This window comes from Arthrobacter sp. Y81 (genome assembly GCF_002929335.1).
GTDB lineage: Bacteria > Actinomycetota > Actinomycetes > Actinomycetales > Micrococcaceae > Arthrobacter.
On sequence record NZ_PJIL01000005.1, the window covers coordinates 102,734 to 127,945 of the forward strand.

General features: G+C 67.1%; 22 protein-coding genes. 9 read left to right on the plus strand and 13 right to left on the minus strand.

Features of this window, described 5'->3' with window-relative positions; all coding sequences use genetic code 11:
* The first annotated feature begins 103 nt into the window (after window positions 1-103).
* A complete protein-coding gene (locus CXQ91_RS08775; RefSeq protein WP_258073897.1) occupies window positions 104-799 on the plus strand; it encodes a LysM peptidoglycan-binding domain-containing protein in 696 nt (231 codons plus the stop codon).
* 104 nt (window positions 800-903) lie between these two features.
* Here the strand turns inward: CXQ91_RS08775 and CXQ91_RS08780 are convergent, their stop codons facing one another.
* On the minus strand, window positions 904-1,497 hold the full coding sequence (locus CXQ91_RS08780; RefSeq protein ID WP_104173538.1) for a hypothetical protein: 594 nt from the start codon (window positions 1,495-1,497) through the stop codon (window positions 904-906).
* Window positions 1,498-1,718: 221 nt separating this feature from the next.
* On the opposite strand from CXQ91_RS08780, the gene CXQ91_RS08785 reads away from it, so the two are divergent.
* The 6 genes from CXQ91_RS08785 to CXQ91_RS08810 all read left to right on the plus strand — a co-directional run bounded on the left by CXQ91_RS08785 (window position 1,719) and on the right by CXQ91_RS08810 (window position 7,279).
* Window positions 1,719-2,624 (plus strand): MSMEG_6728 family protein, encoded by a 906-nt coding sequence (locus tag CXQ91_RS08785; protein ID WP_104173539.1) that lies wholly within the window; start codon window positions 1,719-1,721, stop codon window positions 2,622-2,624.
* A gap of 56 nt (window positions 2,625-2,680) precedes the next feature.
* A complete protein-coding gene (locus CXQ91_RS08790; protein ID WP_104173540.1) occupies window positions 2,681-3,568 on the plus strand; it encodes an SDR family oxidoreductase in 888 nt (295 codons plus the stop codon).
* A gap of 51 nt (window positions 3,569-3,619) precedes the next feature.
* Window positions 3,620-4,024 (plus strand): DUF1622 domain-containing protein, encoded by a 405-nt coding sequence (locus CXQ91_RS08795; RefSeq protein ID WP_104173541.1) that lies wholly within the window; start codon window positions 3,620-3,622, stop codon window positions 4,022-4,024.
* A gap of 41 nt (window positions 4,025-4,065) precedes the next feature.
* A complete protein-coding gene (locus CXQ91_RS08800; protein WP_258073898.1) occupies window positions 4,066-4,842 on the plus strand; it encodes a YqjF family protein in 777 nt (258 codons plus the stop codon).
* An 81-nt stretch (window positions 4,843-4,923) separates the two neighbouring features.
* Window positions 4,924-6,738 carry an HNH endonuclease signature motif containing protein gene (locus CXQ91_RS08805; protein ID WP_258073899.1) on the plus strand — a complete coding sequence of 605 codons (1,815 nt, stop codon included), beginning with the start codon at window positions 4,924-4,926 and terminating at the stop codon, window positions 6,736-6,738.
* A 127-nt stretch (window positions 6,739-6,865) separates the two neighbouring features.
* Window positions 6,866-7,279 carry a VOC family protein gene (locus tag CXQ91_RS08810; protein ID WP_181038830.1) on the plus strand — a complete coding sequence of 138 codons (414 nt, stop codon included), beginning with the start codon at window positions 6,866-6,868 and terminating at the stop codon, window positions 7,277-7,279.
* Window positions 7,280-7,288: 9 nt separating this feature from the next.
* On the opposite strand, the gene CXQ91_RS08815 is transcribed toward CXQ91_RS08810, so the two are convergent.
* Window positions 7,289-9,124, minus strand: a complete 1,836-nt coding sequence (locus CXQ91_RS08815; protein WP_104173543.1) for a gamma-glutamyltransferase family protein — start codon at window positions 9,122-9,124, stop codon at window positions 7,289-7,291.
* Window positions 9,125-9,167: 43 nt separating this feature from the next.
* Window positions 9,168-11,807 (minus strand): Tex-like N-terminal domain-containing protein, encoded by a 2,640-nt coding sequence (locus CXQ91_RS08820; protein ID WP_374953642.1) that lies wholly within the window; start codon window positions 11,805-11,807, stop codon window positions 9,168-9,170.
* Window positions 11,808-11,924: 117 nt separating this feature from the next.
* Between CXQ91_RS08820 and CXQ91_RS08825 the strand changes: the two genes are divergently transcribed.
* Window positions 11,925-12,221, plus strand: a complete 297-nt coding sequence (locus tag CXQ91_RS08825) for a hypothetical protein (RefSeq protein ID WP_104173544.1) — start codon at window positions 11,925-11,927, stop codon at window positions 12,219-12,221.
* 146 nt (window positions 12,222-12,367) lie between these two features.
* Here CXQ91_RS08825 and CXQ91_RS08830 read toward each other — a convergent pair whose 3' ends face one another.
* Together CXQ91_RS08830 and CXQ91_RS08835 are read right to left on the minus strand one after the other, a co-directional pair.
* Entirely contained in the window at window positions 12,368-12,805 is a 438-nt protein-coding gene (locus tag CXQ91_RS08830) for a CBS domain-containing protein (protein WP_104173545.1), read from the minus strand.
* 204 nt (window positions 12,806-13,009) lie between these two features.
* Window positions 13,010-13,471 (minus strand): nucleoside deaminase, encoded by a 462-nt coding sequence (locus CXQ91_RS08835; RefSeq protein ID WP_104173546.1) that lies wholly within the window; start codon window positions 13,469-13,471, stop codon window positions 13,010-13,012.
* A gap of 214 nt (window positions 13,472-13,685) precedes the next feature.
* Here CXQ91_RS08835 and CXQ91_RS08840 point away from each other — a divergent pair, with 214 nt between their 5' ends.
* Complete coding sequence (locus CXQ91_RS08840) at window positions 13,686-17,360, plus strand: bifunctional RecB family nuclease/DEAD/DEAH box helicase (RefSeq protein ID WP_104173547.1); 3,675 nt, start codon at window positions 13,686-13,688, stop codon at window positions 17,358-17,360.
* A gap of 6 nt (window positions 17,361-17,366) precedes the next feature.
* Here CXQ91_RS08840 and CXQ91_RS08845 read toward each other — a convergent pair whose 3' ends face one another.
* The 8 genes from CXQ91_RS08845 to CXQ91_RS08880 all read right to left on the minus strand — a co-directional run bounded on the left by CXQ91_RS08845 (window position 17,367) and on the right by CXQ91_RS08880 (window position 25,048).
* Window positions 17,367-18,239 (minus strand): triose-phosphate isomerase family protein, encoded by an 873-nt coding sequence (locus CXQ91_RS08845; RefSeq protein WP_104173548.1) that lies wholly within the window; start codon window positions 18,237-18,239, stop codon window positions 17,367-17,369.
* A gap of 88 nt (window positions 18,240-18,327) precedes the next feature.
* A complete protein-coding gene (locus CXQ91_RS08850) occupies window positions 18,328-19,677 on the minus strand; it encodes an MFS transporter (RefSeq protein WP_104173549.1) in 1,350 nt (449 codons plus the stop codon).
* Between the two features lie 53 nt (window positions 19,678-19,730).
* Window positions 19,731-19,910 carry a hypothetical protein gene (locus CXQ91_RS08855; protein ID WP_104173550.1) on the minus strand — a complete coding sequence of 60 codons (180 nt, stop codon included), beginning with the start codon at window positions 19,908-19,910 and terminating at the stop codon, window positions 19,731-19,733.
* A 12-nt stretch (window positions 19,911-19,922) separates the two neighbouring features.
* Window positions 19,923-20,690 (minus strand): SDR family NAD(P)-dependent oxidoreductase, encoded by a 768-nt coding sequence (locus CXQ91_RS08860; RefSeq protein ID WP_104173551.1) that lies wholly within the window; start codon window positions 20,688-20,690, stop codon window positions 19,923-19,925.
* A gap of 34 nt (window positions 20,691-20,724) precedes the next feature.
* Window positions 20,725-21,723 carry a 3-hydroxyacyl-CoA dehydrogenase family protein gene (locus CXQ91_RS08865; RefSeq protein WP_104173552.1) on the minus strand — a complete coding sequence of 333 codons (999 nt, stop codon included), beginning with the start codon at window positions 21,721-21,723 and terminating at the stop codon, window positions 20,725-20,727.
* A 2-nt stretch (window positions 21,724-21,725) separates the two neighbouring features.
* Entirely contained in the window at window positions 21,726-22,214 is a 489-nt protein-coding gene (locus tag CXQ91_RS08870) for a ribose-5-phosphate isomerase (RefSeq protein WP_104173553.1), read from the minus strand.
* The gene (gene dhaL, locus CXQ91_RS08875; RefSeq protein ID WP_104173554.1) at window positions 22,211-23,986 is read right to left on the minus strand and encodes a dihydroxyacetone kinase subunit DhaL; all 1,776 of its coding nucleotides are present in this window, start codon (window positions 23,984-23,986) and stop codon (window positions 22,211-22,213) included. The genes CXQ91_RS08870 and dhaL overlap by 4 nt, the downstream gene beginning before the upstream one ends.
* A gap of 57 nt (window positions 23,987-24,043) precedes the next feature.
* Window positions 24,044-25,048, minus strand: a complete 1,005-nt coding sequence (locus CXQ91_RS08880) for a sugar phosphate isomerase/epimerase (RefSeq protein ID WP_104173679.1) — start codon at window positions 25,046-25,048, stop codon at window positions 24,044-24,046.
* Between the last annotated feature and the right edge of the window lie 164 nt (window positions 25,049-25,212).

Below are 25,212 nucleotides of genomic sequence, written 5' to 3' on the forward strand. Positions count from 1 at the left end.
GCAGACACCGTAAATGACCTCTAGTTTGTCAGGGGCGGGCAGTGGCGCGACAACGTCCGGGGACGGACCGAGCGCAGGTGGCCCTTTCGGAGCATCCACCCCCATGAACACTTCCACTCGCATGAACAAATCCAAATTGGGAACCGTTGCGCGCCGCGGAGTCACGTTGGCTGCCGTTTCGGCCGCGGGGCTCGCACTCTCCGCGACCGCCGCCAGTGCGGCTGCCCCCACTGCCACGAGCGCCAGCACCTGGGACTCCCTTGCCCAGTGCGAAAGCGGCGGCAACTGGAGCACCAACACCGGCAACGGCTTCAGCGGCGGGCTGCAGTTCACGGCCAGCACCTGGTCCGCTTACGGCGGCACCGGATCACCGGCGGACGCCACCCGCGAGCAGCAGATCGCCGTCGCTGAAAACGTCCAGGCCAGCCAGGGCTGGGGCGCCTGGCCCGCCTGTGCAGCCCAGCTGGGACTGAGCGGCGGCGGCGGCGCACCCGCGCCGAGCGTCCCCGTCAGCCCGGCCCCCACCGAGGCTCCGTTGCAGGCCGCGCAGGCACCTGTCCAGGCGGCCTCGGCAGCAGTAGCACCTGCCCAGGCGCCCGTCCAGGCCGAACCGCGCCACGCCGCCGAAGTGCCGCTGAGCGGCGAAACCTACACGGTAGAGGCTGGCGACACCCTGAGCACCATCGCGGAAAAGCTGAACATCACCGGCGGCTGGCAAACCCTTGCCGACGCCAACGTTGACACCATCGCGGATCCCGACCTGGTGTTTGGAGGACAGGTTCTGCAGCTGCCCGCTTAAGGCTGCAACCGTCCTGAACCAGGACTCCTGATAAACCACGACGCCGGAGCCTCCCTTGGCGGGGAGCTCCGGCGTCGTTGTTTCTTAAGTCAGTTCAGATGAAGTCAGTTCAGGCTGGCATGCGGGTACGTAGCCTGCGGCAGTTCCCGGACGATCCGGACTTTCCAGGCGGAGTCGTCGCTGGTGTCCAGGACGGCCACCGTGCCGATGTGCAGGTGCAGGGCCACGCGCTTGGCTGCCAGGAGCTCCAGGTAAAGGTGCTCGTTCATGCGCGCCGGCGAATCGATCACGAACTTCACGGCGTCGCGCACCTTGCGGTAGTTGTCACTGCGTTCGCGGTGCAGGTGCAGTTCCAGCGAGTGGCGCTGGCGGACCTTCGGCTCGTGCTTGTTCAGCCACGAAACGCCTGCATGCACGCCGATCACAACGGCCAGGGATACGGCGTAGATCCACCAGCCGGTGGACAGGAGGAACAGGGGAAGGTTGGCGATGGCCACCACTGCGATGAACAGGCGGAGGGCCACGATGCGCCGAAGAGTGAGGGCGACAGAGCCGATGGCGGCGCGGAAACCGTGCTGCTCTTTGCGGGCCGCTTCCGGGTCCAGGGTGAACTCATCAAGCACCAGGATGCCGTTGGCTTCCGGGCTCAGCATTTGTCCGAACTTCGGAGTGAACGGAACTGCTTGGGTAAGTGTCATGTCGTATCTTCCGGAGGGTGGGCTGAGGGGGGAACTGCTTGGGGTCATCTTAGTGAAATTGTGACCGTGTTGTCGCCGCCGTCTCACCATACGGTCCAGTAGACTACGCCGCGCCCCTTTGCCAACCGCTGACAGCCTACCCGATGGGCGGCCAAGGTGTGGGCGAGGTGTGGGCGCCTGCGGCATTTGGTCTGGGACCCCGGCACCTCCACACTTGAAGAATGCAGACTTTCCTTCCCTATCCAGATTTCCAGCAGAGCGCCGCGGTCCTGGACCGCGTTCGGCTCGGCAAGCAGCGTGTCGAGGCGCTGCAGACCCTGCGTGCGCTGGTGATCCCGGAGTACGGCTGGCAGTCGCACCCGGCCGTCCGTATGTGGATGGGCTACGTCCCCGCCCTGACCATGTACGGCCTGGCCATGGCGGATGAATGGATCGCCCGCGGCGGCGAAGACACCACCCGCGCCAAGATCCTCGAATTCGCGCCCCAGGCAGATCACCCCGCGTACGCGGCCAAGATCGCCATGCCGCCGTGGCTCGGCGAGCCGGACCTCCACCTCAGCCACCGCTCCCGGCTGCTGCAGAAGGAACCGCGTTTCTACAGTGAGCTGTTCCCGGGAACGCCGGCGGACCTGGAGTACGTCTGGCCCGAACCGCGGCACGAGTTCCTCCCGGAAGATCCGGTAGGCGACCGGCTCTGGATCCTGCGCGCCCTGGTGGGAGACATAGACCCTGGAAAGCTGGACACCATCAGCCTGCCGGAGGTTGGCCGCGCCGCGAAGGCCGCCGCCCAGTCCGACGAATACGAGTTCGTCTACGCCGACTCCGGCTCGCGCCGCCCGCCCAAAAACCCCAAGAAGCGGCCTCCCAAGCAGCTCGTCAAGAAGCCCACCCGCAAGCGCCAGCTGCAGGAAGAGGCCTTCCGCACCCTCCCCGGCAATTCGCCGATCGCGGTGCCGTTCGACGGCGGCGCCACGTTTGCGATGGGCAAGGTCCAGGGCCGCCCCATCACGGTGGACGGCCGCTTCGCCCGGAACTTCCAGGTGACCGAGGTTGTGGAACGCTCATCGTTCGACTACCCGGCACTGCTCCAGGACCCGCGGCTGTTCTTCCCGATTCCTGCGCCGTAGGCGTGGTTAGCGGCGCCTAGCCGAGCCGTTGGGGCAGCTCTGGCAGACTGGCCCGTATGACTGTTCTTATGGCCGGCTGCGGCGATCTTGGTACCGAGGCCGGGCTGCTGTTCGCTGCCGCCGGCCACCGCGTGGTGGGCTGGCGCCGGTCGCCTGACAAGCTTCCGGCCGCCATCGAAGGTGTCGCGGCTGACCTGACCACGGCGGCGCTGCCGCCCATCCCGGCGGACACCACCGCCGTCGTCGTCGCCGTTGCGGCCGACTCCCCCACCGAGGACGCCTACCGGGCCGCCTACGTGGACGGGCTGGCGAACGTGCTCGATGCGCTGGAGCGCGCACGCGGGCACGACGGCGGGCCGTCACCTTCGCCGCTTCGGCGCGTGTTGTTCGTCTCCTCGACCGCCGTTTACGGCGATGCGGATGGTGGCTGGGTGGATGAAAGCACAACGCCGGCACCCGGCGGATTCTCCGGCCGCATCATCCGCGAGGCGGAGGAACTGTTGCACAGGCGGTTGACCGGCACCGGAATCGCCCCCGTCGTGCTCCGGCTGGGCGGCATTTACGGCCCGGGGCGGACGCGGCTCATCGACCAGGTGCGTGAAGGCACAGCTGAGGCCCCGGCGGAACCCCGCTACACGAACCGGATCCACCGCGATGACGCCGCGGCGGCCATCGTGCACCTTTGCACCATGGCCGCAGACCCCGGTCCCGTGTACCTCGGGGTGGACAACGACCCCGCCGAGCTCGGCGAGGTCCAGCGCTTCCTGGCCGCCGAGCTGGGACTCCCCCAGCCGGCGTCGGCCATTGCTGGTGAACCGTCCCGCGGCGGGAACAAGAGGTGCAGCAACGCCCTGCTCCGCAGCACCGGGTTCGAGTTCGCCTACCCCACTTTCCGTGAGGGGTACCGCGCCATCCTGGCCGGCGAAGGCATCCGGCACCCGTGATGTGCGCTTCTCCGTGTCCGAAGTTGTAGCCGAAGCTTTCTAAGGGGAACAGTGGATTTTCAGCACATCATCGAGACGGTCGGCAGGTTCATGGACTTTGCCGGCGTCGCCGTAATGGTGATCGGCGCCGTCGTCTCCATCCCCATGGCCGTGCGCGGATTCCAGCCGAAGCGCCTGCCGGAAGGCGCCGAACCGCTCTCCGTCTACCGCTCGTACCGGCAACTTCTGGGGCGCTCCATCCTGCTGGGACTTGAGCTTTTGGTGGCGGCGGACATCATCCGTACGGTCGCGGTCACACCCACGTTCGAAAGCGTGGGTGTGCTTGCGATCATTGTGCTCATCCGGACGTTCCTGAGCTTCTCGCTGGAGCTGGAAATCACCGGCCGCTGGCCCTGGCAGAAACAGCCCGCAGGCGAGGCGGCCTCGGCCGGTTCCGCGAGCTCGGCCGCCGGCTAACACCCTTCTGCGCTTTCAGGCGGCTCGGCTAGGCTCGCAGGATGACTGAGCCGGAGATGCAGGCTGCGAGCCTGCCTGACCCGTGGCCTGAGCCGCCTGAGCTGCCCGCCCCTGTCCTTATGGAGCAACGATGGACCGATGCAGTGTTCCTGCACTGGCGCATCCCCGAGGCGGAGTCGGCGGCATTCATGCCGTCCGGAGTGGTGCCGGACGTGTTCGACGGGTCCGCCTGGGTGGGGCTGATCGGGTTCCGCATGCAGAAAGCGGGCTTTGGCCTTGGGCCCCCTGTGCCGTTTTTCGGGGACTTCAACGAAATCAACGTCCGCCTGTACTCACGGGAACCGGACGGCACCCGGGGTGTAGTGTTCCTGAGCCTGGACGCCGACCGGCTGGCCGTTGTCCTGGCCGCCCGCGCGGCCGGGATCCCCTACGTGTGGTCGCACACCCGCTTCCGCCCGGCCCAACCCGGCAGCCCGGGCACCGGCTATTCCGTGCGTAGGTTCCGCCGCGGCGCGACGAGCAATTTCGCGGTTATTCCGGCGTTCGACGACGTCGCGACGGATCCCTTGTCCGTCCACCTCACGGCCAGGTTCGGGCTGCACTCCCGCTTCCGCGGCCGTACGCTCTACGTTCCGAACACCCATTCGGCGTGGCCGCTGTACCGGGCTGAACTGACGGTCCTGGACGACGGGTTGGTCAGCGCCGCCGGCCTCAACGTGACAGGGCCGCCCGACTCCGTGCTGTTCTCCCCCGGGGTCCGGACGCGGTTCGGCCGGCCGCGGGTGCTCGGGGCTGAGGCTGGGCGCGTACGGATCTAGTCGTTCGAACTCTTCACTGGATTAGAGCGTCCTGACTGTCCGCAGGCCTAAAATGTCTGACCCCTTTGGCAGAGTTATCCCATGGAAGGCATCGGGGATCTTGCAGCAGGAGGGGCGTTGCGGTGGGCCGAGCTGCCCGCTGATGCTGCTGCTGCTGTTCAGCCCTCTGTTGTGCCTCCGGCCGCACGGGTCCGTGGCCTGCGCAGTGTCCCTGCGGGACCACCGGAAACTCTAGCGTCCGACGGCGGCGGGTCGGTTGATCTGGCGCGGTGCCTTGAGCTCCTCAGGACCTTGACTTCGACGGCGGTCGACGACACCGCGCTGCTGAGCTTCCGCGAGGCCGCGGACTTCGCCGACAAGGTCGAGGAAATCTCCCGGGCCGCGGAATACCTGCAGATCGTCGCGGCCGGGGCCGTGGACCGGAGCCGTCGGGAAGCCGCAGTGGCTGCGCGCTCAGCCGCAGCCGGCTCAGGCTCCAGCACCGGCGTCGGCTGGGTCACCGGATGGGGCGCAGAAGCGGCCGCAGCGGATCATGAGGCGCCCCCGGCGCCGAACCCCGCCAATTCGGACCCGGCTGATGACGGATACCGGAACGCCACCGAGTTCCTCCGGGCACGGCTGCGGATCAGCGCCCCCGAAGCCCGACGCCGGATCAGTCTCGCGTCCGCGGCGCTGCCCCGGACAGGGTTTGCCGGCCACACGGAGCCTCCGGAGCGGCCCGAACTCGCCGCCGCCGTTGCCGCCGGGACTGTGGCGTCCCGCCCCGCGACCATCATCACTCTGGCCCTGGACCGGGTCCGGCACCACGCCACCGAGGACACCACAGCCCGGATGGAACACGCCCTGACCCGCACCGCGGCCGAATACGACATCGACTTCCTCACCCGGGTCGCCCGCCGCTGGACCGATGCGATCGACCAGGACGGTTCGGAGCCTTCCGAGGAAGAACTCCGCCGCCGCCAGGGTGTCTTCCTCCGGCAGGCCCGCCGCGGCCTGCAGCACATCGAAATCTTCGCGACCCCGGACCAATGCGAACCCCTCATGACCGTCATGAACACCGCCACCAACCCGCGGACCCAGGCCAGCGGCGCTGAGGAAAGCGACGGCACGGACAGTTACGCCGGCAACAACGCAGACAGTGCAGCGGATAGCGGCGACGGGACCGGCGGCGCACCTGATGCCGATCTGGACCGGCGGACCCGGCAGCAGCGGCTCCTGGACGGCCTGGTCGGCGCCTGCAAAGCAGCCCTCACCACCGGAGGCCTGCCGGCGGCGGGAGGACTCCGCCCCCAGGTCATGGTCACCATCGACTACCGCGACCTCCTGGACCGCCTCGAAAACACCACCGCCAAAGGCCCCCGCTACCGACCTGCGGCCACCGGCACCGGCACCGGCACTACTACGCCAGCCGGAACCTGGGACCCGGACCACACCAACGAGACCACCCTCAACCCCGGAAACACCGGCAGGCTCCCCGGCACCGGGTCGTTCACGTTCACCGGCCCGGTCGCGGCGTCCATGGTCCGGAAGATCGCCTGCGATGCCGATATCATCCCCGTCCTGCTCGGCAGCCAGGGCCGCATCCTGGACATCGGCCGCACCACCAGGATCTTCCCGCCCCACATCCGCAAAGCCATCACCGCCCGCGACCAGGGCTGCGCCTTCCCCGGCTGCACCATCCCGGCCCCCTGGTGCGAAGCGCACCACATCACCTACTGGTCACACGGCGGAAACACCAGCGCCGACAACGGAACCCTCCTCTGCAGCCATCACCACCACCTCATCCACAAGGAGCAATGGACCATCCAGGTCAAAAGCGGCATCCCGTGGTTCATCCCGCCACCCCACATCGACCCACGCCAAAAACCCCAACGCAACAGATACTTCCGATGCTGAACAACGCCCAAATCGGCCCAGCTCTGTCCACCGGGCCGGACGAGCTAGCCACACCAGGTGAAGAAGAATGCCCTCTCTGCAAGAATCAAAGGGCGGACGCTCACACCTTGGAACAAGGAGACTCGCCATGCTGAACCGCTTCTACGTGAACCCGATCCTTCCAGCGCAGGACGGGGACCGTGCCCGGAAGTTCTACCGCGATGTCCTTGGCCTCGACCTTCTCACCGGACCAACGGACGATCCCATGGTCTTCGGAGCGGCCTCCGGCTCGAGCATCGCCCTCACCGAGCTCCCGGACAGGGTTCCCCCGGCCTATCCAATGATCAGCTTCATGGTCGAAGACATCGAGAATCTCGTGAAGGAGCTAAAAGCCCGTGGCGCCAGATTCCAGCCGCCGGGCGCCGGAAGCTTCGCCGGCGTCGAAGGCCAAGCTGAGGGCGAAGTAATGGATTTCGGCGCCGTGAAGTCAGCGTTCCTCCAGGACACTGAGGGAAATGTCATTGCACTGAACGAGATGATGGGCTGGCCTCCCCACGAGTAGGATCACCCCCTAGCGACCCGCCGCGTACCCCTGCGCACCGCGCGGATTGGCGGCGGCCTGCAGCACCCCCGTCAGAGGATCGCGCACGACGGCGGACAACCGTCCCAGCGCCCAGTCACCAGCCCGCGTGATCCGGTGGCCGCGACGCTCCAAACCCGCAATGACGCCGTCGCCTAACCGGTCCTCCACCACAGCGCCGCCCGGCTCCCAGGTGCGGGGCCAGAATGACCCCGGCATCGACGTCGTATGGAACGTGGGCGCATCGACTGCCTGCTGCGGAGAGTAGCCGCCAACAATCGTCCGCAGCAGATATGGCAGCTGCCACTGATCCTGTTGGTCCCCGCCGGGCGAGCCCAGCGCAGTCACAGCCCTGCCGTTCCGAAGCACGAGCGTTGGCGTCAGGGTGGTGCGGGGGCGCTTTCCCGGGGTCAGCGTGGAGGGCGTTCCGGGTTCGAGCCAGGTCATCTGCAGCCGTGTGCCCAGGCAGAACCCCAGTTCGGGAATCGCCGGGGAGGACTGCAACCAACCGCCGGACGGAGTCGCCGAGATCATGTTTCCCCAGCGGTCCACAACGTCGATATGGCAGGTATCGCCGTGCGTCTCCCCGGTCGCCAGCACTGTCGGCTCACCCACGCCGGCACTGGAACCGCTCCCGCGAAGGCCTGGCCCGGCGTCGTCGTTCGCGAGCGCCGGCGGCACATACTCCCTCCGCAGCGAAGGGTGGAACGGCTCGCGTCCCGGAACATGGCCGGGCCGGAACTCGAACGATGCCCGCTCCGTGATCAAGGCACGGCGCGCGGCGGCGTACTCGGCGGACAACAGATAGTCGAGCGGAACATCCGTATCGCCGTAATAGGCCTCGCGGTCCGCGAGCGCCAGTTTCTGTGCCTCGAGGATGGTGTGCGCGCCAAGTTCGGTGGACGGATCAAGGTGTTCGTCGGCGAACCCGTCCAGGATCGCAAGGGTCTGCAGCAGTGCCGGGCCCTGACCCCACGGGCCTGTCTTGGCGATCGTGTGGCCACGGAATGCGATGGTGGCGGCGTCTTCGTAGCCCGCCTCGAAGGCTGCCAGGTCTCTCATTGCCAGCACACCGCGGTGGTCCGTGCCGGAAGAGTGCCTGTGCGGTGCCTGGACGGACCGCACCATCGCCGATGCGACGAAGCCCTCGCGCCATTCACGGCGGGCGGCATCGATACGCTCCTCCCGGGAGGACCCTGCTGCCCCCGCCTCCAGAAGCCGCTCAAGGGTCCGCGCATAGGCCGGGTTGCGGAACAACTCGCCCTCGGCCGGGACCCTGCCTTCCGGCATCCACAGCTCGGCCGACGTGGGCCAATGCTCCCGGAACAGCCCGGAAACGGCCGCGATCGTCGCTCCAACGCGGCCCAGCACCGGATGGCCGTCCCGGGCATACCCGACTGCAAACTCCAGCACAGCCGGCAACTCCCACGTCCCGTGGTCGCGCAGCAGCAGAAGCCAGGCGTCGACGGCGGCAGGCACCGCCGCCGCGAGGGCACCCGAGCCGGGGACAAGTTCCAGACCCTCCGAGCGAAAGTGTCCGGGCGTTGCTCCGGCGGGCGCGGGACCCTGCCCCATCAGGACCACCGGTTTGCCTGGTGCCTCGGCAGTGACGAACACACCGGTCATGTCCCCGCCCGGACCGTTCAGGTGCGGCTCAACAACGTGGAGCACAAACGCCCCTGCGGTGGCGGCGTCGAACGCATTCCCGCCGCGTTCCAAGACGGCCTGCGCGGTGGCCGTCGCGATCCAGTGCGTGGAGGCGCTCATCCCGAAGGTGCCCCGCAGGGTGGGGCGCGTGGTGAACGGATCGGGCCGCGTGAAAGTCATGGGGTCCACTGTAGCCACGGCCCGCGTCTGGAGAGCGGTGCGGTTACTTGCCCAGGCCGGCCTTTCGCAGCGCTTCGGCCATGGCGGTGTTCACCGGAGCGGGCTTGGGCGGCGGCGTCCGCGTGGCGTCGGTACGGCCGTTGTTCCTCGCGGGCCGGCCGTCATTCCGCGCCTGGCGGGCATCCTTCCGCGGCTGACCGGCGTCGCTACCTTGCCGCGGCGCACTGGTGCCCTGCCTCGGCGCATTGTTGCCCTGCCGCCCACCGGCTGCAGCCGGCCGGCCACCGGAAGGTGCCGGTTCGTCGTCGAGCCTCAACGTGAGCGAGATGCGCTTCCGCTCGGGATCTGCCTCGAGGACCTTAACCCGCACCACCTGTCCGGATTTCACCACTTCGCGCGGATCGGACACGAAGCGGTTGGCCAGCGCGGACACGTGCACCAGCCCGTCCTGGTGCACTCCGACGTCCACGAACGCCCCGAACGCAGCCACGTTGGTGACGGTTCCCTCCAGGATCATCCCGGGCCGGAGGTAGGAGATCTTCTCGATCCCCTCCGAGAACTTGGCCGCTGCGAATGCCGGCCGCGGATCCCGTCCGGGCTTCTCCAGCTCGGAAATAATGTCCTGCACCGTGGGCAGGCCGAAGGCGCCCTCAACGAAGTCCTGCGGGTTAAGTGCGGCGAGGCTGCCGGTACCTGCCCCTCCTACGGCTGCCCTGCCGCCTGCGGCGGCGACGATCTTCCGCGCCACCGGGTAGGCCTCGGGGTGCACGCTGGAAGCGTCCAGCGGCTCCGCTCCCCCGGTGATCCGCAGGAATCCGGCGCACTGCTCGAACGCCTTGGCGCCCAGCCGTGGCACCTTCTTCAGCTCGCTCCGCTTGGCAAACGGTCCGTGCTCGTTCCGGTAGGCCACGATGTTCTCGCTCAGCAGCGGTCCGACGCCGGCCACACGGCTCAGCAGCGCGGGCGACGCCGTGTTGACGTCCACCCCAACAGCATTCACGCAGTCCTCCACCACGGCATCCAGGCTGCGGTCCAGCTTCGCCGCCGTGACATCGTGCTGGTACTGCCCGACGCCGATCGACTTCGGCTCGATCTTCACCAGTTCGGCCAGCGGGTCCTGCAGGCGCCGGGCGATGGACACGGCACCACGCAGGGAAACATCCATGCCGGGCAACTCGGCAGCAGCCAGCGCCGACGCCGAGTACACGGACGCTCCGGCTTCCGACACCACCAGCTTTTCCGGCGGCCGGGTTCCCGGTGCCGCGTTGCCCGTTTGCCCCGTCGCTGACTCCGCGGCTGACCCCGCGGACAGCTTCTTGATCAGTTCGAGGGCAAGCTTGTCAGTCTCCCGGGATGCCGTCCCGTTGCCGATCGCCACGAGTTCGACGGCGTGATGACGCGCCAGCCGGACCAGTGTGGCCAGGGCTTCGTCCCATTTCCGCGCCGGGGCGTGCGGGTAGACAGTGTCCGTGGCCACCACTTTGCCGGTGCCGTCCACCACCGCCACCTTCACGCCGGTGCGGAGCCCGGGATCGAGCCCCAGGGTGGCCCTGTTTCCGGCCGGGGCAGCCAGCAGCACGTCGCGGAGGTTGGCGGCGAAAACCCGGACCGCTTCGTCTTCGGCGGCTGCGAACATCCGTCCGCGCAGGTCGGCCGTCAGCCGGGCCAGCACCCGCGAGCGCCACGCCACCTGCGCGGTCTGCAGGAGCCACTCGTCGGCGGGACGGCCGCGGTCCGCAACCCCGAGGAACCTGGCCACGGCGGATTCGTAGCGGCCGCGGGCGGCGGCCAGGGCGTCGTCGTCGGACGGTTCAGCCTCAGCCAGATCCAGCTCCAGCACCCCGTCCTTTTCCCCGCGAAGCAGCGCCAGGACGCGGTGCGACGGCATCCCCGACGGCGCCTGCGAAAACTCGAAATAGTCCTTGAACTTCTGGCCCTCGGTCTCCTGGCCCTTCTTCACCCGGGACACCATGCGGCCCTGGGTCCAGAGCCGTTCACGCAGTGTTGCGGCGAGGTCGGGGTCCTGCGCCACCCGCTCCACCAGGATGGACCGGGCGCCCGACAGCGCCGCTGCGGCGTCGTCAATGGAGTGTTCAGGGTTCAGGAACTTGGCGGCCTCGCGCTCCGGATCCAGCTCCGGGCGCTTGAGCAGCGCGTCGGCGAGCGGCTCCAGCCCCGCCTCGCGGGCGATCTGCGCCTTGGTCCGCCGCTTGGTTTTGAAAGGCAGGTAGATGTCTTCAAGGCGGGATTTGGTGTCCGCATCGACGACGGCGGCCTGCAGTTCCGGCGTCAGCTTGCCTTGCGAGGCGATCGCCTCCAGGACGGTCCGACGGCGGTCCTCCAGTTCACGGATGTACCGCAGCCGCTCCTCGAGCTCGCGGAGCTGCGTGTCATCCAGGGTCCCGGTAGCTTCCTTGCGATACCGGGCGATGAACGGAACGGTCGAACCGCCGTCGAGGAGGTCCACGGCCGCCTTGACCTGCCAGGCCTTCGCTCCCAGTTCGCCGGCGATCTGGGCCGCGATCTGTTCGGCCACGGCGTCGGCGGTCTTGCCGGCGGGCTTGCCGCCTGGCTGCGCGGCTGTCTGTCCGGCTGTCCCGCCGGCGGTTTTTCCGGGCATCACGGCGCCCGGAGTGGCAGGGGACGGGGAAGGGCGCTGCGGGATGTGGTTCACCCAGAACATTTTGCCTTACCGGACCGACACTATGGCACGGGCTGCGCGAGATTGGGTCTACCGGGCCCGGGGCATAAGTGATGTAGTGGCAGTAGGAAGGCCAGCAACCAACGGAGGCGGTCCATCATGCAGGAGTTGCTCATCATCCTTCAGGACGGCTTTGAGGAGGACAATGTCACGGTCTTCGTTAACGGCAAGCAAGCCAGGCGCGACACCGATCTCTCCACCAACCCCCTTTTGGGCATTGCGGAGGAGGTCGCAATCGAGCTTCCGGCGCGCGGGGCCACCATCGGCGTCGAGGTCACCAGCCGGGGTCTGGCCGGAGGCGTCAAACTCAGCGGAAGGCCGAAGAGCCTCCTCGTGTCCATCGCAGAAGGCAAACTGGTGATTCGGGAGGGAACCGGACGCGAGGCCTTCTTGTAGCTTTGCGGTCAAGTAGCTTTGCGGTCACCCGAGACCCGGCGCAAGGAAGTGACGGCAGGTAAGCGACAAGCGCCGCGACCAGGTCGCGGCGCTTGGGTCGGTTGGCGCTTGGGTCGATTGCAGTCAGCAGTTGATCGCATTCGGCACTAGGCCATGTTCTCCATGGGCCTCTTGGCCGAAATGTGTTCCACCAGTTCGCCGACGCGCTCTTCCGAGTAGTTGCGGGCAATATCGCCCTGGCTGATGATGCCCACCAGCTTATGGTCGGAAATGACCGGCAGGCGCCTGACCTGGTACTGCTCCATCACTGCAATGGCTTCGTCGATGTTGGCGTCAGCATCGATCCAGCGCAGATTGCCCTGGGCCAGGTCGATGGCCTTGACCTCCCTGGCGTCCAAGCCCTCGGCAACGCACCTGAGTACGATGTCGCGGTCCGTGATGAGTCCCCTGAGTTTGCCTTCGCTGCCACAGATCGGCAGCGAACCACAGTCAAGGTCGCGCATCATTACGGCCGCTTCCTGCAGTGTCTGCTCTTCCTTGACGCACTGGGCGTTGGTAGTCATGAATTCACGTACGACGCTCATCAGTCCTCCTTCATCGGTTGGGGTTCGACGCAGGGGCCCTCCGCTCCGGCGCCGATGCTGTCAGCCTACGCCCGGGCAAACGCCCTGACTAGGCTCAATCATGGTTCGTCGGACGGCGGTACCGGAGGGCGCACCCGGGCCGGTTTAGGCTCCATTTTGGAGTTCAAATAGGGCCGTGCGGGAGGCAAAGTTGAAGATGACGGCCTACTCGGCGATGTCCTCGGCCCACAGTTCCGGGTAGTCGTGTTGGAACGTGAGCATCATGTCCACGCAGCGCTGGTCGTCCAGCACCACCACCTCCACACCACGCGAGCGCAGGAGGTCGAATTCGCCGGGGAACGTCCTGGCCTCACCCACCACAACTCTCGGAATCTTGAACTGGATGATGGTTCCCGTGCACATCGCGCAGGGTGCAAGGGTCGTGTACAGAGTGGTGTCGCGGTAGCTCTTCTGCCGGCCCGCTGCCCGCAACGCGGCCATCTCGCCGTGGGCGATCGGATCACCGTGCTGCACGCGTTCGTTGTGGCCGCTGGCGATCACCTCGCTCCCCCTCGCCAGCGCGGCCCCGATGGGGATGCCGCCTTCGCCGAGGCTCTGTTGCGCAGCCCGGACCGCGGCCTCGAACGCGGCTTCGTCGTATGCAGTGATGCCATTTTGCTCAGTCATGGTCCCCGGTTCAGTTCAGAATTAGGGTGCCCCGCCTGCAGCGGTGCACCGTCTGTTGATTTTTGTCTCAGGCACGTCCCTCAGACCCTACGCCGACAGCACGGGCCTGGAGCAGACCAGCTATTGCAGCCAACCCGCCAATACTGTCAGGGGCCTTTGATACTTTGGCAATAAGACATCAACGGCAACACGACATCTACGGCAACGAGGCGCAGTGTTTCTTCTTGAACCGCAAGCACCGGATCTGGACCAGGATCTGGTTTTCTCCGCGAGCGATCTCGTCATCGCGGCCACGTGCGAATACCAGCTGCTGCGCAAGCTGGACGAAAAACTGGGCCGGTCCCCCAAAGCGGAGTTCGAGGCCGACGAGATGTTGGCCCGCACAGCGAAGCTGGGTGACATCCACGAGCACAAGGTCCTGGACAGGTTCCTGGATGAGTTCGGCCCGTGGGATCCCGCCACCGGCCGCGGCGTGTACGACGTCGCGCCCGCCACAGCCATGGACCGCGCCACCCTGCAGGCCAAGCATGCCGAATCCGTCGATGCGCTGCGGGCCGGGGCGGACGTTGTCTTCCAGGCGGCTTTCTTTGACGGCCGCTTCCACGGGCGTTCCGACTTCCTGGTCAAACAGGCCGATGGCAGCTATGCCGTGTACGACACCAAGCTGGCCCGCCACGCCAAGGTGACGGCGCTGCTCCAGCTCGCCGCGTACGGCGACCAACTGCTCCACGCCGGCATTGCGCCGGACCCTGCGGTGACGCTGATTCTGGGTGCCACGGTGGAAACGCCCGGGGGCGGCTTCGACTATGTTCGGAGCAGCCACAAACTGGCGGACATCCTCCCGGTCTTCCGCGAGCGGAGGGACAGATTCCTGGCGCTCACTACCGGCCACCGCAACCAGTCCGACGTCGTCAGCTGGGGCTCGTCCGGTGTCGTGGCCTGCGGCCGGTGCGATTACTGCCAGGAACAAGTGAAAGCCACTGATGACCTCCTCCTGGTGGCACGGATGAACTCTGCCCAGCGGAAGAAGCTGCACGCGCAAGGAATCCTTACGGTCAAGCAGCTGGCCGACGCCACGTTGCCCGGAGCCAACGCGTCACTGCTGCGGATGCAGGATCAGGCCAGGATGCAAAGCAACGCCGGAACCGCGGAGGGATCCGTCAGCTACGTCAAAGACGGTGAACAGCACAGCATCGGCTACCGCGTGATCCCCGAGAACACGCTGGCGGAACTTCCCCCGCCCAGCCCCGGAGACATCTTCTTCGATTTCGAAGGGGACCCGCTGTGGCAGGACAGCAGCACCGGAGTCTGGGGGCTTGAGTACCTCTTCGGAGTTATCGAAGCACCGCAGGAACGTGATGGCCCAACCGTTTTCAAGCCGTTCTGGGCACACAACCGTGCGGCGGAGAAGCAGGCATTCCTCGATTTCCTGGACTACGTCGAGGACAGGCGGCGCAGGTATCCGGACATGCACGTCTACCACTACGCAGCCTACGAGAAGACGGCCCTCCGCAAGCTGTCGGTCATGCACGTCGCCGGCGAGGACACCGTGGACAACTGGCTGCGGGACGGGCTCCTCGTGGACCTGTACCAGACCGTCCGGAACAGCATCCGTATCTCCGAGAACTCCTACAGCATCAAGAAACTCGAGCCGCTGTACATGGGCAGCAACCTCCGCTCCGGGGACGTGAAGGACGCCGGCGCCTCGGTTGTGGCGTATGCCGATTACTGCGAGGCGCGCGACGCCGGCCTGGCCGGGGATGCTGCGGCCATCCTCGCCGGCATCTCCGACTACAACGAATACGATTGCCTCTCCACCCTGGAACTGCGCAACTGGCTGCTGCGGCTGGCCGGCGAGCGCGGAATCGGGACCGCCCTGGGAAGCAAAAAGACTGCCGGAAATTTAGGGCAGGCGGCGCCTGACTCCGATGACAGTGCCACGGTCCGGCGGTCTGAGCTGGCCATCAGGGCTTTCCTGCACCAGGCTGCGGAGTTCCGCGCTGTGGGTGTCGCGGCTGAGTCCGTCCGTGCCGCTGTGGGGCACGTCGGTGTGGATCCTGACGTTCAGGCCGTCGCCATGGTCGACGCTGCCGTGAGCTACCACCGCCGCGAGCGCAAGGCGTTCTGGTGGGCCCACTTCGACCGCTGCGAAAACGGACCCGACACCCATCAGCAGGACCGCAACGTCTTCCTCGTGGAGGAGGCCCGCATCCTCGATGACTGGCAAAAGGTCGGCACCAGGCTACCGGAGCGCAGGGTACGGCTGACCGGCACCGTGAGCGCCGGTTCGGACCTTCGCGAGGGCAGCAGGTGGTTCCGCATGTATGACCGTCCGCTGCCGGCCGGGCTGGAAGGCACGGGAAGCGACGGTTCCGGGCGCAACGGCTGGTTCGGGACGGAGGTTCTGGAGCTCGGTCACGAGGACGGCAGGGATACCGTGGTGATCCGGGACAGGCTGCCTCGGAAGATCGATCCTCACAACAGCCTGCCCATCGCACTGACCGAGGACCAACCCATCCCCACCAAGAGCTTGGAGGAGGCACTGGCGCGGCTGGCTGACCAGGTCGCGGCCGGGCTTCCGGACGGCACGGCAGCGGCGCCGGGGAAACCAGTCTTTCGGAAGCATCCGGCCCTGGACCTCGTGCGACAGGTTCCGCCGCGGCTGGTGACAGCCGGGCCGCTGCCCGAACCTTCCGTCGGCCCGGACCGCTTCATCGACGCCATCACGGCTGCCGTGGAAGCGCTCGACCATTCGTACCTGGCAGTCCAGGGTCCGCCAGGAACCGGCAAGACACACGTCGGATCGCACGTCATTGCCCGGCTGGTGGCCCGCGGCTGGAAGGTGGGCGTTGTTGCCCAGTCGCACGCCGTGGTGGAGAACCTGCTCTGCACGGCCGTGAATAAGGCCGGAGTGGATCCGCGCAGGGTTGCCAAGGACGTCAAACACGACGGTTCCCTGCCGTGGCATCACCGGGATGCCGCGGATGTGGACAGGCTGCTCAGTACCCCGGGCGGGGCCCTGGTGGGCGGCACGGCCTGGACCATGACCGGTTCCACGGTGCCCGCGGGGTCTTTGGATCTCCTCGTGATCGACGAAGCGGGGCAGTTCTCGCTCGCCAACACCCTGGCTGTTGCCCAGGCCAGCCCGCGGCTGCTGCTGCTCGGCGATCCGCAGCAGCTCCCCCAGGTCAGCCAGGGCACGCATCCCGAGCCGGTCAACGAATCCGCCCTGGGCTGGATCTCTGCTGGCCGTGCCACGCTTCCGCCGGAGCTCGGCTACTTCCTGGCCGACTCGTGGCGGATGGCATCGCCGCTGTGCGCTGCTGTGTCGGAGCTCTCGTACGAGGGCCGGCTGCAGTCCGCCAGCGCGGCGGACCTGAGGTTCCTGGACGGCGTTCCCGCCGGAATCGAAACGGTCATGGTGCCGCACAGCGGCAACATCACGTCCTCGGTAGAGGAAGCCGCCGAAGTGGTGCGGCAGGTCGGCAGGCACCTGGGATTGACGTGGCACGACGAAGCCGGCAGCCTGCCGCTCGGGCCGGAAGACATCCTGGTGGTGGCGGCCTACAACGCCCAGGTGAACCTGATCCGGGATGCCCTGGACGCTGCCGGCCACACGGCGGTCCGCGTGGGCACCGTGGACAAGTTCCAGGGCCAGGAGGCGGCTGTGGTGATTGTGTCCATGGCCTGCTCAGCGGTGGCCGAGGCTCCGCGCGGCATGGAGTTCCTGCTCTCCCGGAACCGGATCAATGTCGCTGTGTCCCGCGGGAAATGGCGCGCTGTGGTGGTGCGGGCCCCGGAGCTGACCAACTATCTGCCCACCCATCCGGAGGGCCTCGAACAGTTGGGGGGCTTCATCGGGCTCTGCCAGCGGTCTGTTTCTTCGTAGCGGCTTCTACTTAGCGGCGATCAGCAGCGCCTCATCCAGCACCCTGCCGAAGTTCGCGGCGTCGTGCGCGAAGCGGCCAAGGAAGAGCCCGGACACGCCGCTGAGCCGGGGCAGCAGGCCGGGCTTGGCAGAACCGCCGTAGATGACCGGAAGATCCTGAAGTCCGTGCACGGCGAGCAGGGCACGGAGGTGACTCACGACGTCGGACACGTAGCCGGCGTCAGCCGGCTCGGCGGCGCCGATGGCCCAGACAGGCTCGTAGGCAATGATCAGGCGCGAGGCCAGCGCCCAGTCGCCGCCAACCGCGGCCTTGATCTGCCGGTACACGAAGCCGGCCGCAGGGGCGCCGCCGGCCACGTCACCGCCGGCTGAGTCCCCGCCGGCAGCAGGCCCGCGGGCTAAGTCCCCGCCAACTGAGACTTCACCGACGCAGAGCAGCGGCGTCAGCCCGGCGTCGTCCGCGGCGCGTACCTTAAGCGCCACCACGGCGTCGTTTTCGCCGAAGTGCGCGCGGCGTTCTGCGTGGCCGATCTCCACCAGGCCGACGCCGAGCTCGGCGAGCATGGACGGCGCCACCTCACCGGTCCACGGCCCGTCGGCCCAGCCGCAGTTCTGCGCGCCCAGGACCAGCGGTGACCCGTCCAACACCGCGGCAGCCGCCGGGAGCACCGGGAAGGACGGGATGACAAACGGGACAACCCGCCCGGCCGCGAGGGCCGGACGGGAGTCCACTTGGTGCCGCAACTGCTCCAGCCAGTCCAGGCTGTCCCGATAACCCAAGTACATCTTGGTGCTGACGCCCACGTAGATGGTGCGGTCGTACGCATCCGGGCGTGCCGCAAGGGAGCCGGGGGCCTGGCTGGCTGAAGCGTGCTGCATCTGTCTTGCTTTCTCGCTGGGGCGGAGGCTGACGGCCGCCTTGCTGGTGACGGGTCCGGAGCTTGTGTCCCGAACTTCCTTCCGGAACCTACTTCTCCAGCAGTTCGTCGGCCTTGTTCTGGAACCGCTTTGTGGCGTACATCATGACCGCAGCCACGAACGGCAGGACGCCGAGGGCGTAGACGCCCATCGTTCCGGTGTCGGACGCCGTGACCTGGTTGACCGTGGTGCGCAGGATCGGGGCGACGAAGCCGCCCAGGTTGCCCAGCGAGTTGATCAGGCCGATGCCCGCAGCGGCTGCCGTTCCGGTGAGGAACGCCGTCGGGTAGGACCACGCGATGGGTCCGATCGACAGGAAGCTGCAGACGGCCAGGGTGATGAAGATGATGCCGAGCGCCGGGATGTGGTTGGCTCCGGCCCAGGCCGAGCCGAAGATGCACAGGCCCGTGGAAATGAAGAGGCCGGTGCCCCAGACGCGGCGGCGGACTATGGTGTTGGCAGCTTTGCCGATGAAGTAGCAGGCGAAGATACCGAAGAACCACGGGATGGCTGCCAGCAGGCCCACCACGATGCCCACCTTCTGGCCGGTCAGCTGGGCTACCTGCTGCGGCAGGTAGAACGTCACGCCGTAGACCGCTATCTGCAGGCAGAAGTAGATGGCTGTGAAGTACCAGACCTTGCGGTTCTTCATCGCGGCAAGGACACCGCGGGGGCCGGTTTCTTCCTTGACAGTGTCCTCCAGCGCCATGACGTCCAGCAGCGCCTTCTTTTCGCCCGGGTTCAGGAACTTTGCGTCCTGCGGGCTGTTGATCAGGAAGAAGTACGCCGCGATGCCGGCCAGGACCGCAAGCATGCCTTCGACGAAGAACATAACCTGCCAGCCGGCCACACCGGGAACCTGGTCGCCGATGTTGATCAGCCATCCGGACAGCGGGGCCCCCATCATCTGGGAGAACGGCTGGGCAAGGTAGAAGATGGCGAACATCTTCACGCGCACCTTGTTCGGGAACCAGGCCGCCAGGAACATGATGACGCCCGGGAAAAGGCCGGCCTCAGTCACACCGAGCAGGAAGCGCAGGATGATGAAGGAGGTCTCGCCCTGGACGAAGGCGAAGCACGCGGACACGATACCCCAGGTGATGGCGATCCGTGCCAGCCACATCTTGGCGCCGAACTTGGTCAGCAGCAGGTTGCTGGGGATTTCGAACAGTGCGTAGCCGATAAAGAAGATGCCCGCCCCGAGGGCGTACGCACCGGCCGTGATGCCGCGGTCCACACCGAGGGCGGCTTCAGCGAAGCCCACGTTGGTGCGGTCCAGGAAAGCGACGACGTACAGGATGACGAGCATCGGCATGAGCCGGAACGAGGCCTTGGAAATCGCCGATTTGAGGATCGGCGAATCCAGGAGCTCCTTGGTGGAAGTTGCTGTTAGGGACATCAAAACTCCTCTTTGAGTAAATCAGTTGCGAACGAAGGTGGGCCCCTCGGGTCCTAGCGGGAGAACGCGATGATGAGGACGCCGGCGATGCAGGCAAGGATGCCGACGGCGAGGTAGATCCGGCGTTCACGGCTCCAGGACCTGAGCCCGGTGGCTGCCGGTAGTGCCGCTGCCGGCTGTGCTGCGGTCCGTGACGCCGAAGTCCGTGCGGCGGGTTTGCTGTGCTGTGCCATGGCTGTCCGTTCCTAGTGCATGTAGAGTCCGCCGTCCACATTCAGCGTCTGACCAGAGATGTACCCGGCGTCCTCGCTGATGAGGAAGGCGATGGCTGCTGCGATGTCGCGCGTGGATCCGACGCGGTTGACCACGAGGTCCTTGGTGAGTTCGTCCTTGCGTTCCTGGCTGAGGGTGCCGCCCATGATGTCGGTGTCGATGGGGCCCGGGGAGATGGCGTTGACGGTGATGTCGTACTCCCCCAGTTCGCGGGCGGTGGAACGGGTCAGCCCAATCACGCCGGCCTTGGCCACAGAGTAGGGCGTCTTGGAGAAGGTGCCGCCGCCGCGCTGGGCGGACACCGAGGAGATGTTGACGATGCGCCCGATCCGGTGCTTCACCATGGATTCGGCCACCCGGCGGGTGGCGTAGTGGACGCCGTTGAGGTTGATGTTCAGGACGCGGTCCCATTCGGCGGCGTCCAGTTCCAGGTATGGAACCGGCGAGCTGACACCGGCTACGTTGGCGAGGGCCACGACCTGCGGCAGTTCCGCTTCGATGGAATCGATGGCTGCGCGGACGGATGCTTCGTCGCCGACGTTGGCGCCGACACCGTGGGCCTGCACGCCGTACTGGGCGGCGAGTTCCTTGGCGGTGGCCTTGCACAGGGCGTCGTCGAGGTCGATAATGCCGATGTTCCAGCCCTGCGCGGCGAGGTAGTTGACGGTGGCCCGGCCGATGCCGCGCTCGGAGACGGCGCCGGTGACGATTGCCGTGCGTTCTGCGGGGAAAGTGCTCATGGTTGCTCCTGGAAAGGTGAAGAGTAAGGGGAGATCAGTTGATGGGGGCCGGGCCGAGGTCGTCGATCAGCTTCTGCATGGCCACGTAGGCCTTGTTGCGGTAGGCGATCAGTTCCGGAGTGCGCTCGGCCGGGACGTTGAGGAAGCCTGCTCCGGTCTTGGTGCCCAGCTTCCCGGCGTCCACCAGGTCGCTGAGGATCTTCGGGGTGGCGAACCGCTCCGGGAAGTCGGTCTGGAGGGACTTGTAGCAGAAGTTGTAAACGTCCAGCCCGGCCATGTCCGCGATGGCGAACGGTCCGAAGAACGGCAGCCGGAAGCCGAACGTGGTGCGGACCAGGGTGTCCACGTCGTCCGCGGTCGCGATGCCCTGCTCCACCAGCTGCGCGGCTTCGTGGAACAGCGCGTACTGCAGCCGGTTGAGCACGAAGCCGGTGACGTCCTTGACGACGGCGGTCTGCTTGCCGGCGGCGTGCACCAGGTCGCGGACCGCGCCGACGGTGCCGGCCGAGGTGCCGGCGTGCGGGATGATCTCGACGCCGGGGATGAACGGCGAGGGGTTGGAGAAGTGCACGCCCAGGAAGCGCTCCGGGTTGGTGACCGGCTCGGACAGTTCGGCGATGGAGATCGTGGAGGTGTTGGAGCCGATAATGGCGTCCGGCCGGGCTGCTGCGCTGATGCGGGCCAGGGTCTGGTGCTTGATGGCGATGACCTCGGGAACGGCTTCCTCGATGAAGTCGGCGTCAGCGACCGCTTCCTCGATGTCCTTGGCGGCCCAGAGGTTCTGCTTCAGGATCTCGGTGGAACCGGCGGGGAACAGGCCGTCCGCCACGAACTGGTCCGACTCCGCCAGGAGCCTGTCGTAGTTGCTTTGTGCCACCTCGGCGGACACGTCGGCGAGTGCCACGCGGGCCCCGCCGAGGGCCAGGACCTGGGCGATCCCGCCGCCCATGTAGCCGGAGCCGACGACGGCGATCTTCCGGGCGCTGTTTGCCGCGGTGGCGGCTGTGGTGGTGGTGCTTGCTGTTTCGGTCATGATCAGATTGCCTTCGTGTAGTCGGGCTCGTAGGAGCAGATGGCGTCCACCTTGGCGGCGGAGGATGAGGTCTCATCGAAACGGTAGTCGAGCCATTCGCCCACCAGCTTCTTGGCCAGTTCCAGGCCGATGACGCGCTGGCCCATGGTGAGGACCTGTGCGTTGTTGCTCAGCACGGAGCGTTCCACGGAGTAGCCGTCGTGGGCGGTGACTGCGCGGATCCCGGGTACCTTGTTGGCTGCGATGGCCACCCCCAGCCCGGTACCGCAGATCAACAGCGCCCGGTCCGCTTCGCCGTCGGCCACCTTGCGGGCGGCGTCGACGGCGACGTGCGGGTATGCGGTCGAGTCGTTCGCCCCGACGCCCACGTCCAGAACGGACGCCACGCGGCTGTCCGCTTCGAGGAGCGCCTTCAGCGCTTCCTTGTATTCGACGCCGGCTTCATCGTTGCCGATGACGATGCGCCATCCGGCCGCAGTACTGGTGCTCATGGGTGTGCTCCATTTCCGGCCGCAGCGGCCAGTTGGGAATCAGACGGTTGTGAATCATTCAGTTCGGAATCGAAGTAGTTCGAGATCCGGGCAGCGATCAGCCCGAAGGACACAGCGCCGGGATCGGGATGGCCCAGGCTCTTTTCCGCCAGGGGCCGTGCCCTGCCCTTAAGCGGCCGGAGCGAAGCGGTGGCGTCCGCCGCCTCCTGTGCGGCGGCCGCTGCGGCGGCGACGGCGCCGGCGATCGGAGTGCCGCCGTCGAACGCGGCCAGGAAGGTGTCTTTGAAGGGAAGCAGCGCGTCCACCATGGTCTTGTCCCCTGGTTCGGCCTTGCCGAGGGCGGTGATGGCGTCCACGAAAGCCGTGACGGCGGCCGCAGCATCCTCGCCGCGGTACGACTCCCTGTTACCGAGCGCGAGTCCGGCGGCGATCACCGCGGATCCCCACAAGGCCCCCGAGGTTCCGCCGGCGCGTTCGCTCCAGGCCTCCCCGGCGGCGGTGAGCACGCGTTCTGCCGATGCCCCCGCCGCAGAGGTTTGCTGTGCTGCGGCGGCTGCCGCGTCCACGCCGCGGCGCATGCCGATGCCGTGGTCGCCGTCGCCCGCGATGGCGTCCAGGTTGCCCAGTTCCTCTTCATGTTCGACGACGACGCCCTGCACCTGGGCGAGCACGGCGGCTGCCAGCCGGCCCAGGTCCGCTGCTGCCGCCGTCGTTTCCTCCGATGCGGCGGCCACCGCGTCCTCCGGTCCGGCCGGTTCGCGACGTGCCCGCGGGGCTAGGTTGCCCTTACGAAAGGCCGGGGTGTCGGCCGGGGCTGCCCAGAACTGCTCCAGTTCGTCGTCCAGCCACAGCAGGGTCAAGGAGAGCCCGGACATGTCCAAGCTGGTGACCAGCTCGCCACATTCCGGTTCCACCACAGTCAGGCCGGCCGCGGTCAGGAGCTTTTCGATCTTGCCGAACAGCAGGAACAGCTCGTCGTATTTGACCGTGCCCAGGCCGTTGACGATGGCCACCACGCGGTTCCCGGCGTCGTCGGGCTTGTCCGCGAGGAGCCGGGAGACGAGCAGTTCGGCGAGTTCGGAGGCCGTGGGCATGGGGTGTTCGGAGATCCCCGGTTCGCCGTGGATGCCCAGGCCCAGCGACATCTGGCCGGCGGGTACGTGGAACAGCGGTGCCTCTGCCCCCGGGAGGGTGCAGCCGTCGAACGCCACGCCGAGGGAGCGGGTACGGTAGTTGGTCCGGATGGCAAGCCGTTCGACGGCGTCGAGGTCCAGTCCGGCTTCGGCTGCGGCGCCGGCGATCTTGAAGACCGTCAGGTCCCCGGCGATGCCGCGGCGCTTCCCGATCTGGTCCAGCGGCGCACTGGCGATGTCGTCCGTGACGACGACGGTGCGGGTTTCGATGCCTTCCGCATTGAGCCGCAGCTGGGCCTGGCCGAAGTGGAGCACGTCGCCGGCGTAGTTGCCGTAGCTCAGCAGCACGCCGCCGCCGGCATTGGCGGCCTTGGCCACCCGGTAGACCTGGCCGGCTGCCGGGGACGCGAACATGTTGCCGCAGGCTGATCCGGTGGCGAGGCCCGGTCCCACCAGGCCGGCGAAGGCCGGGTAGTGGCCGGAGCCGCCGCCCACCACCAGGGCCACCTGGCCGGCAGGCACCTCGGTGGAGCGGACGACGCCGCCGTCCACCCGGGCAACGTACCCCCGGTTGGCCGCCACAAAGCCGTCCAGTGCCTCATCCGCGAAGTCAGCGGGGTTGTCGAAGATCTGGGTCATGGTTCCTCATTGAATCCGTGTTGGGAAAGCGGTGCTGGGTTAGGAGGCCGGCTTCAGTCAGACGCCGGCTAGTTCGACGGCGGACGGCTGCTGCCGCCCCTGGGCCACCTGGCTCTGGCCGAGCGAGTAGCCGTCGGTCTTCGGGAGGACGTGGCGGCGCAGGTAGTCCTGGTTGCTGGCGGTCACGCTCAGGCCGTCTCCGCCGTAGTGCTCGGTGCAGAGAATGCCCTGGAACCCGACGGAAAGCGCAAGTTTGAAGGCTTCGCGGTAGTTGATGAGGCCGCTTTCCATCGGTGCCGGCATGGCGACGTACATGTCGCGGGCTGCGTCCTCGTCCCGGATGTAGTTCTTCATGTGCCAGTAGTTCGAGTACGGCAGGGTCTTCGCGACCATCTCACGCCAGTCCTCGATGGGCCGGTGGAGCCGGATCAGGTTGCCGAGGTCCGGGTTGAGACCGACGTTCGAGAGGCCGATGTCCTGGACCAGCTGTACGGACGAATCCGCGGTGCCCAAGTAGGTGTCCTCGTACATTTCGAGCGAGAGCAGGACGCCCACCTCGGCAGCGTGCCGGCCGAGTTCGCGGAGGCGGGTGACGGCGTTGCCCCAGGCTTCCTTGTTCCCCGCCGGGTCCTTGTGGCCCTCAACCGTCCAGAACCACAGCTGCTTCTGCTGCTCGGGCGTGATGGCCTGGTGGAGCCCGAAGGAGACAACCTCGCAGCCCAGCTCGGCGGCGGCGTCGATGGTGCGGTGGCTGTAGGCCAGGTTGGCTTCCCAGTTGCCTTCCTCGATGACGCTGCGGCGGATCGCGGAGATCACCGGGATGCCGATACCGACGGTGGCCGCCGTCTGCTTGAACTCGGCGAGGCGCTCCTTGCTAAGGTCCCCCGGGCGAACCCAGCTGTCCGTCAGGTCCGCGTGGGCGAAACCGGCGTCCTTGACCTCGGTGAGGACCTCAGCCCAGGCCGAAGCGTCGGCGTCGTTGATCGGGGTTCCCTGGGCGTCGGTGCCCGGGAACTGCAGCAGGGCCGCGGTAATGGGCCAGTTCTCAGCTGTGTAAGCCATGATGTTCACTCCTTTGTGCGAATCCTGTTTCCTATAGGATTTACTATCGAAAGAGAGTTGTCAAGGTCACACTTCGGGTGGTGCCAGCCCAACTAGGTAGCAGCAGGTGTCGTTTTGAGGCTCCAAAACGACACCTGCTGCTACTTAGTTGGGTATGGGCGGGC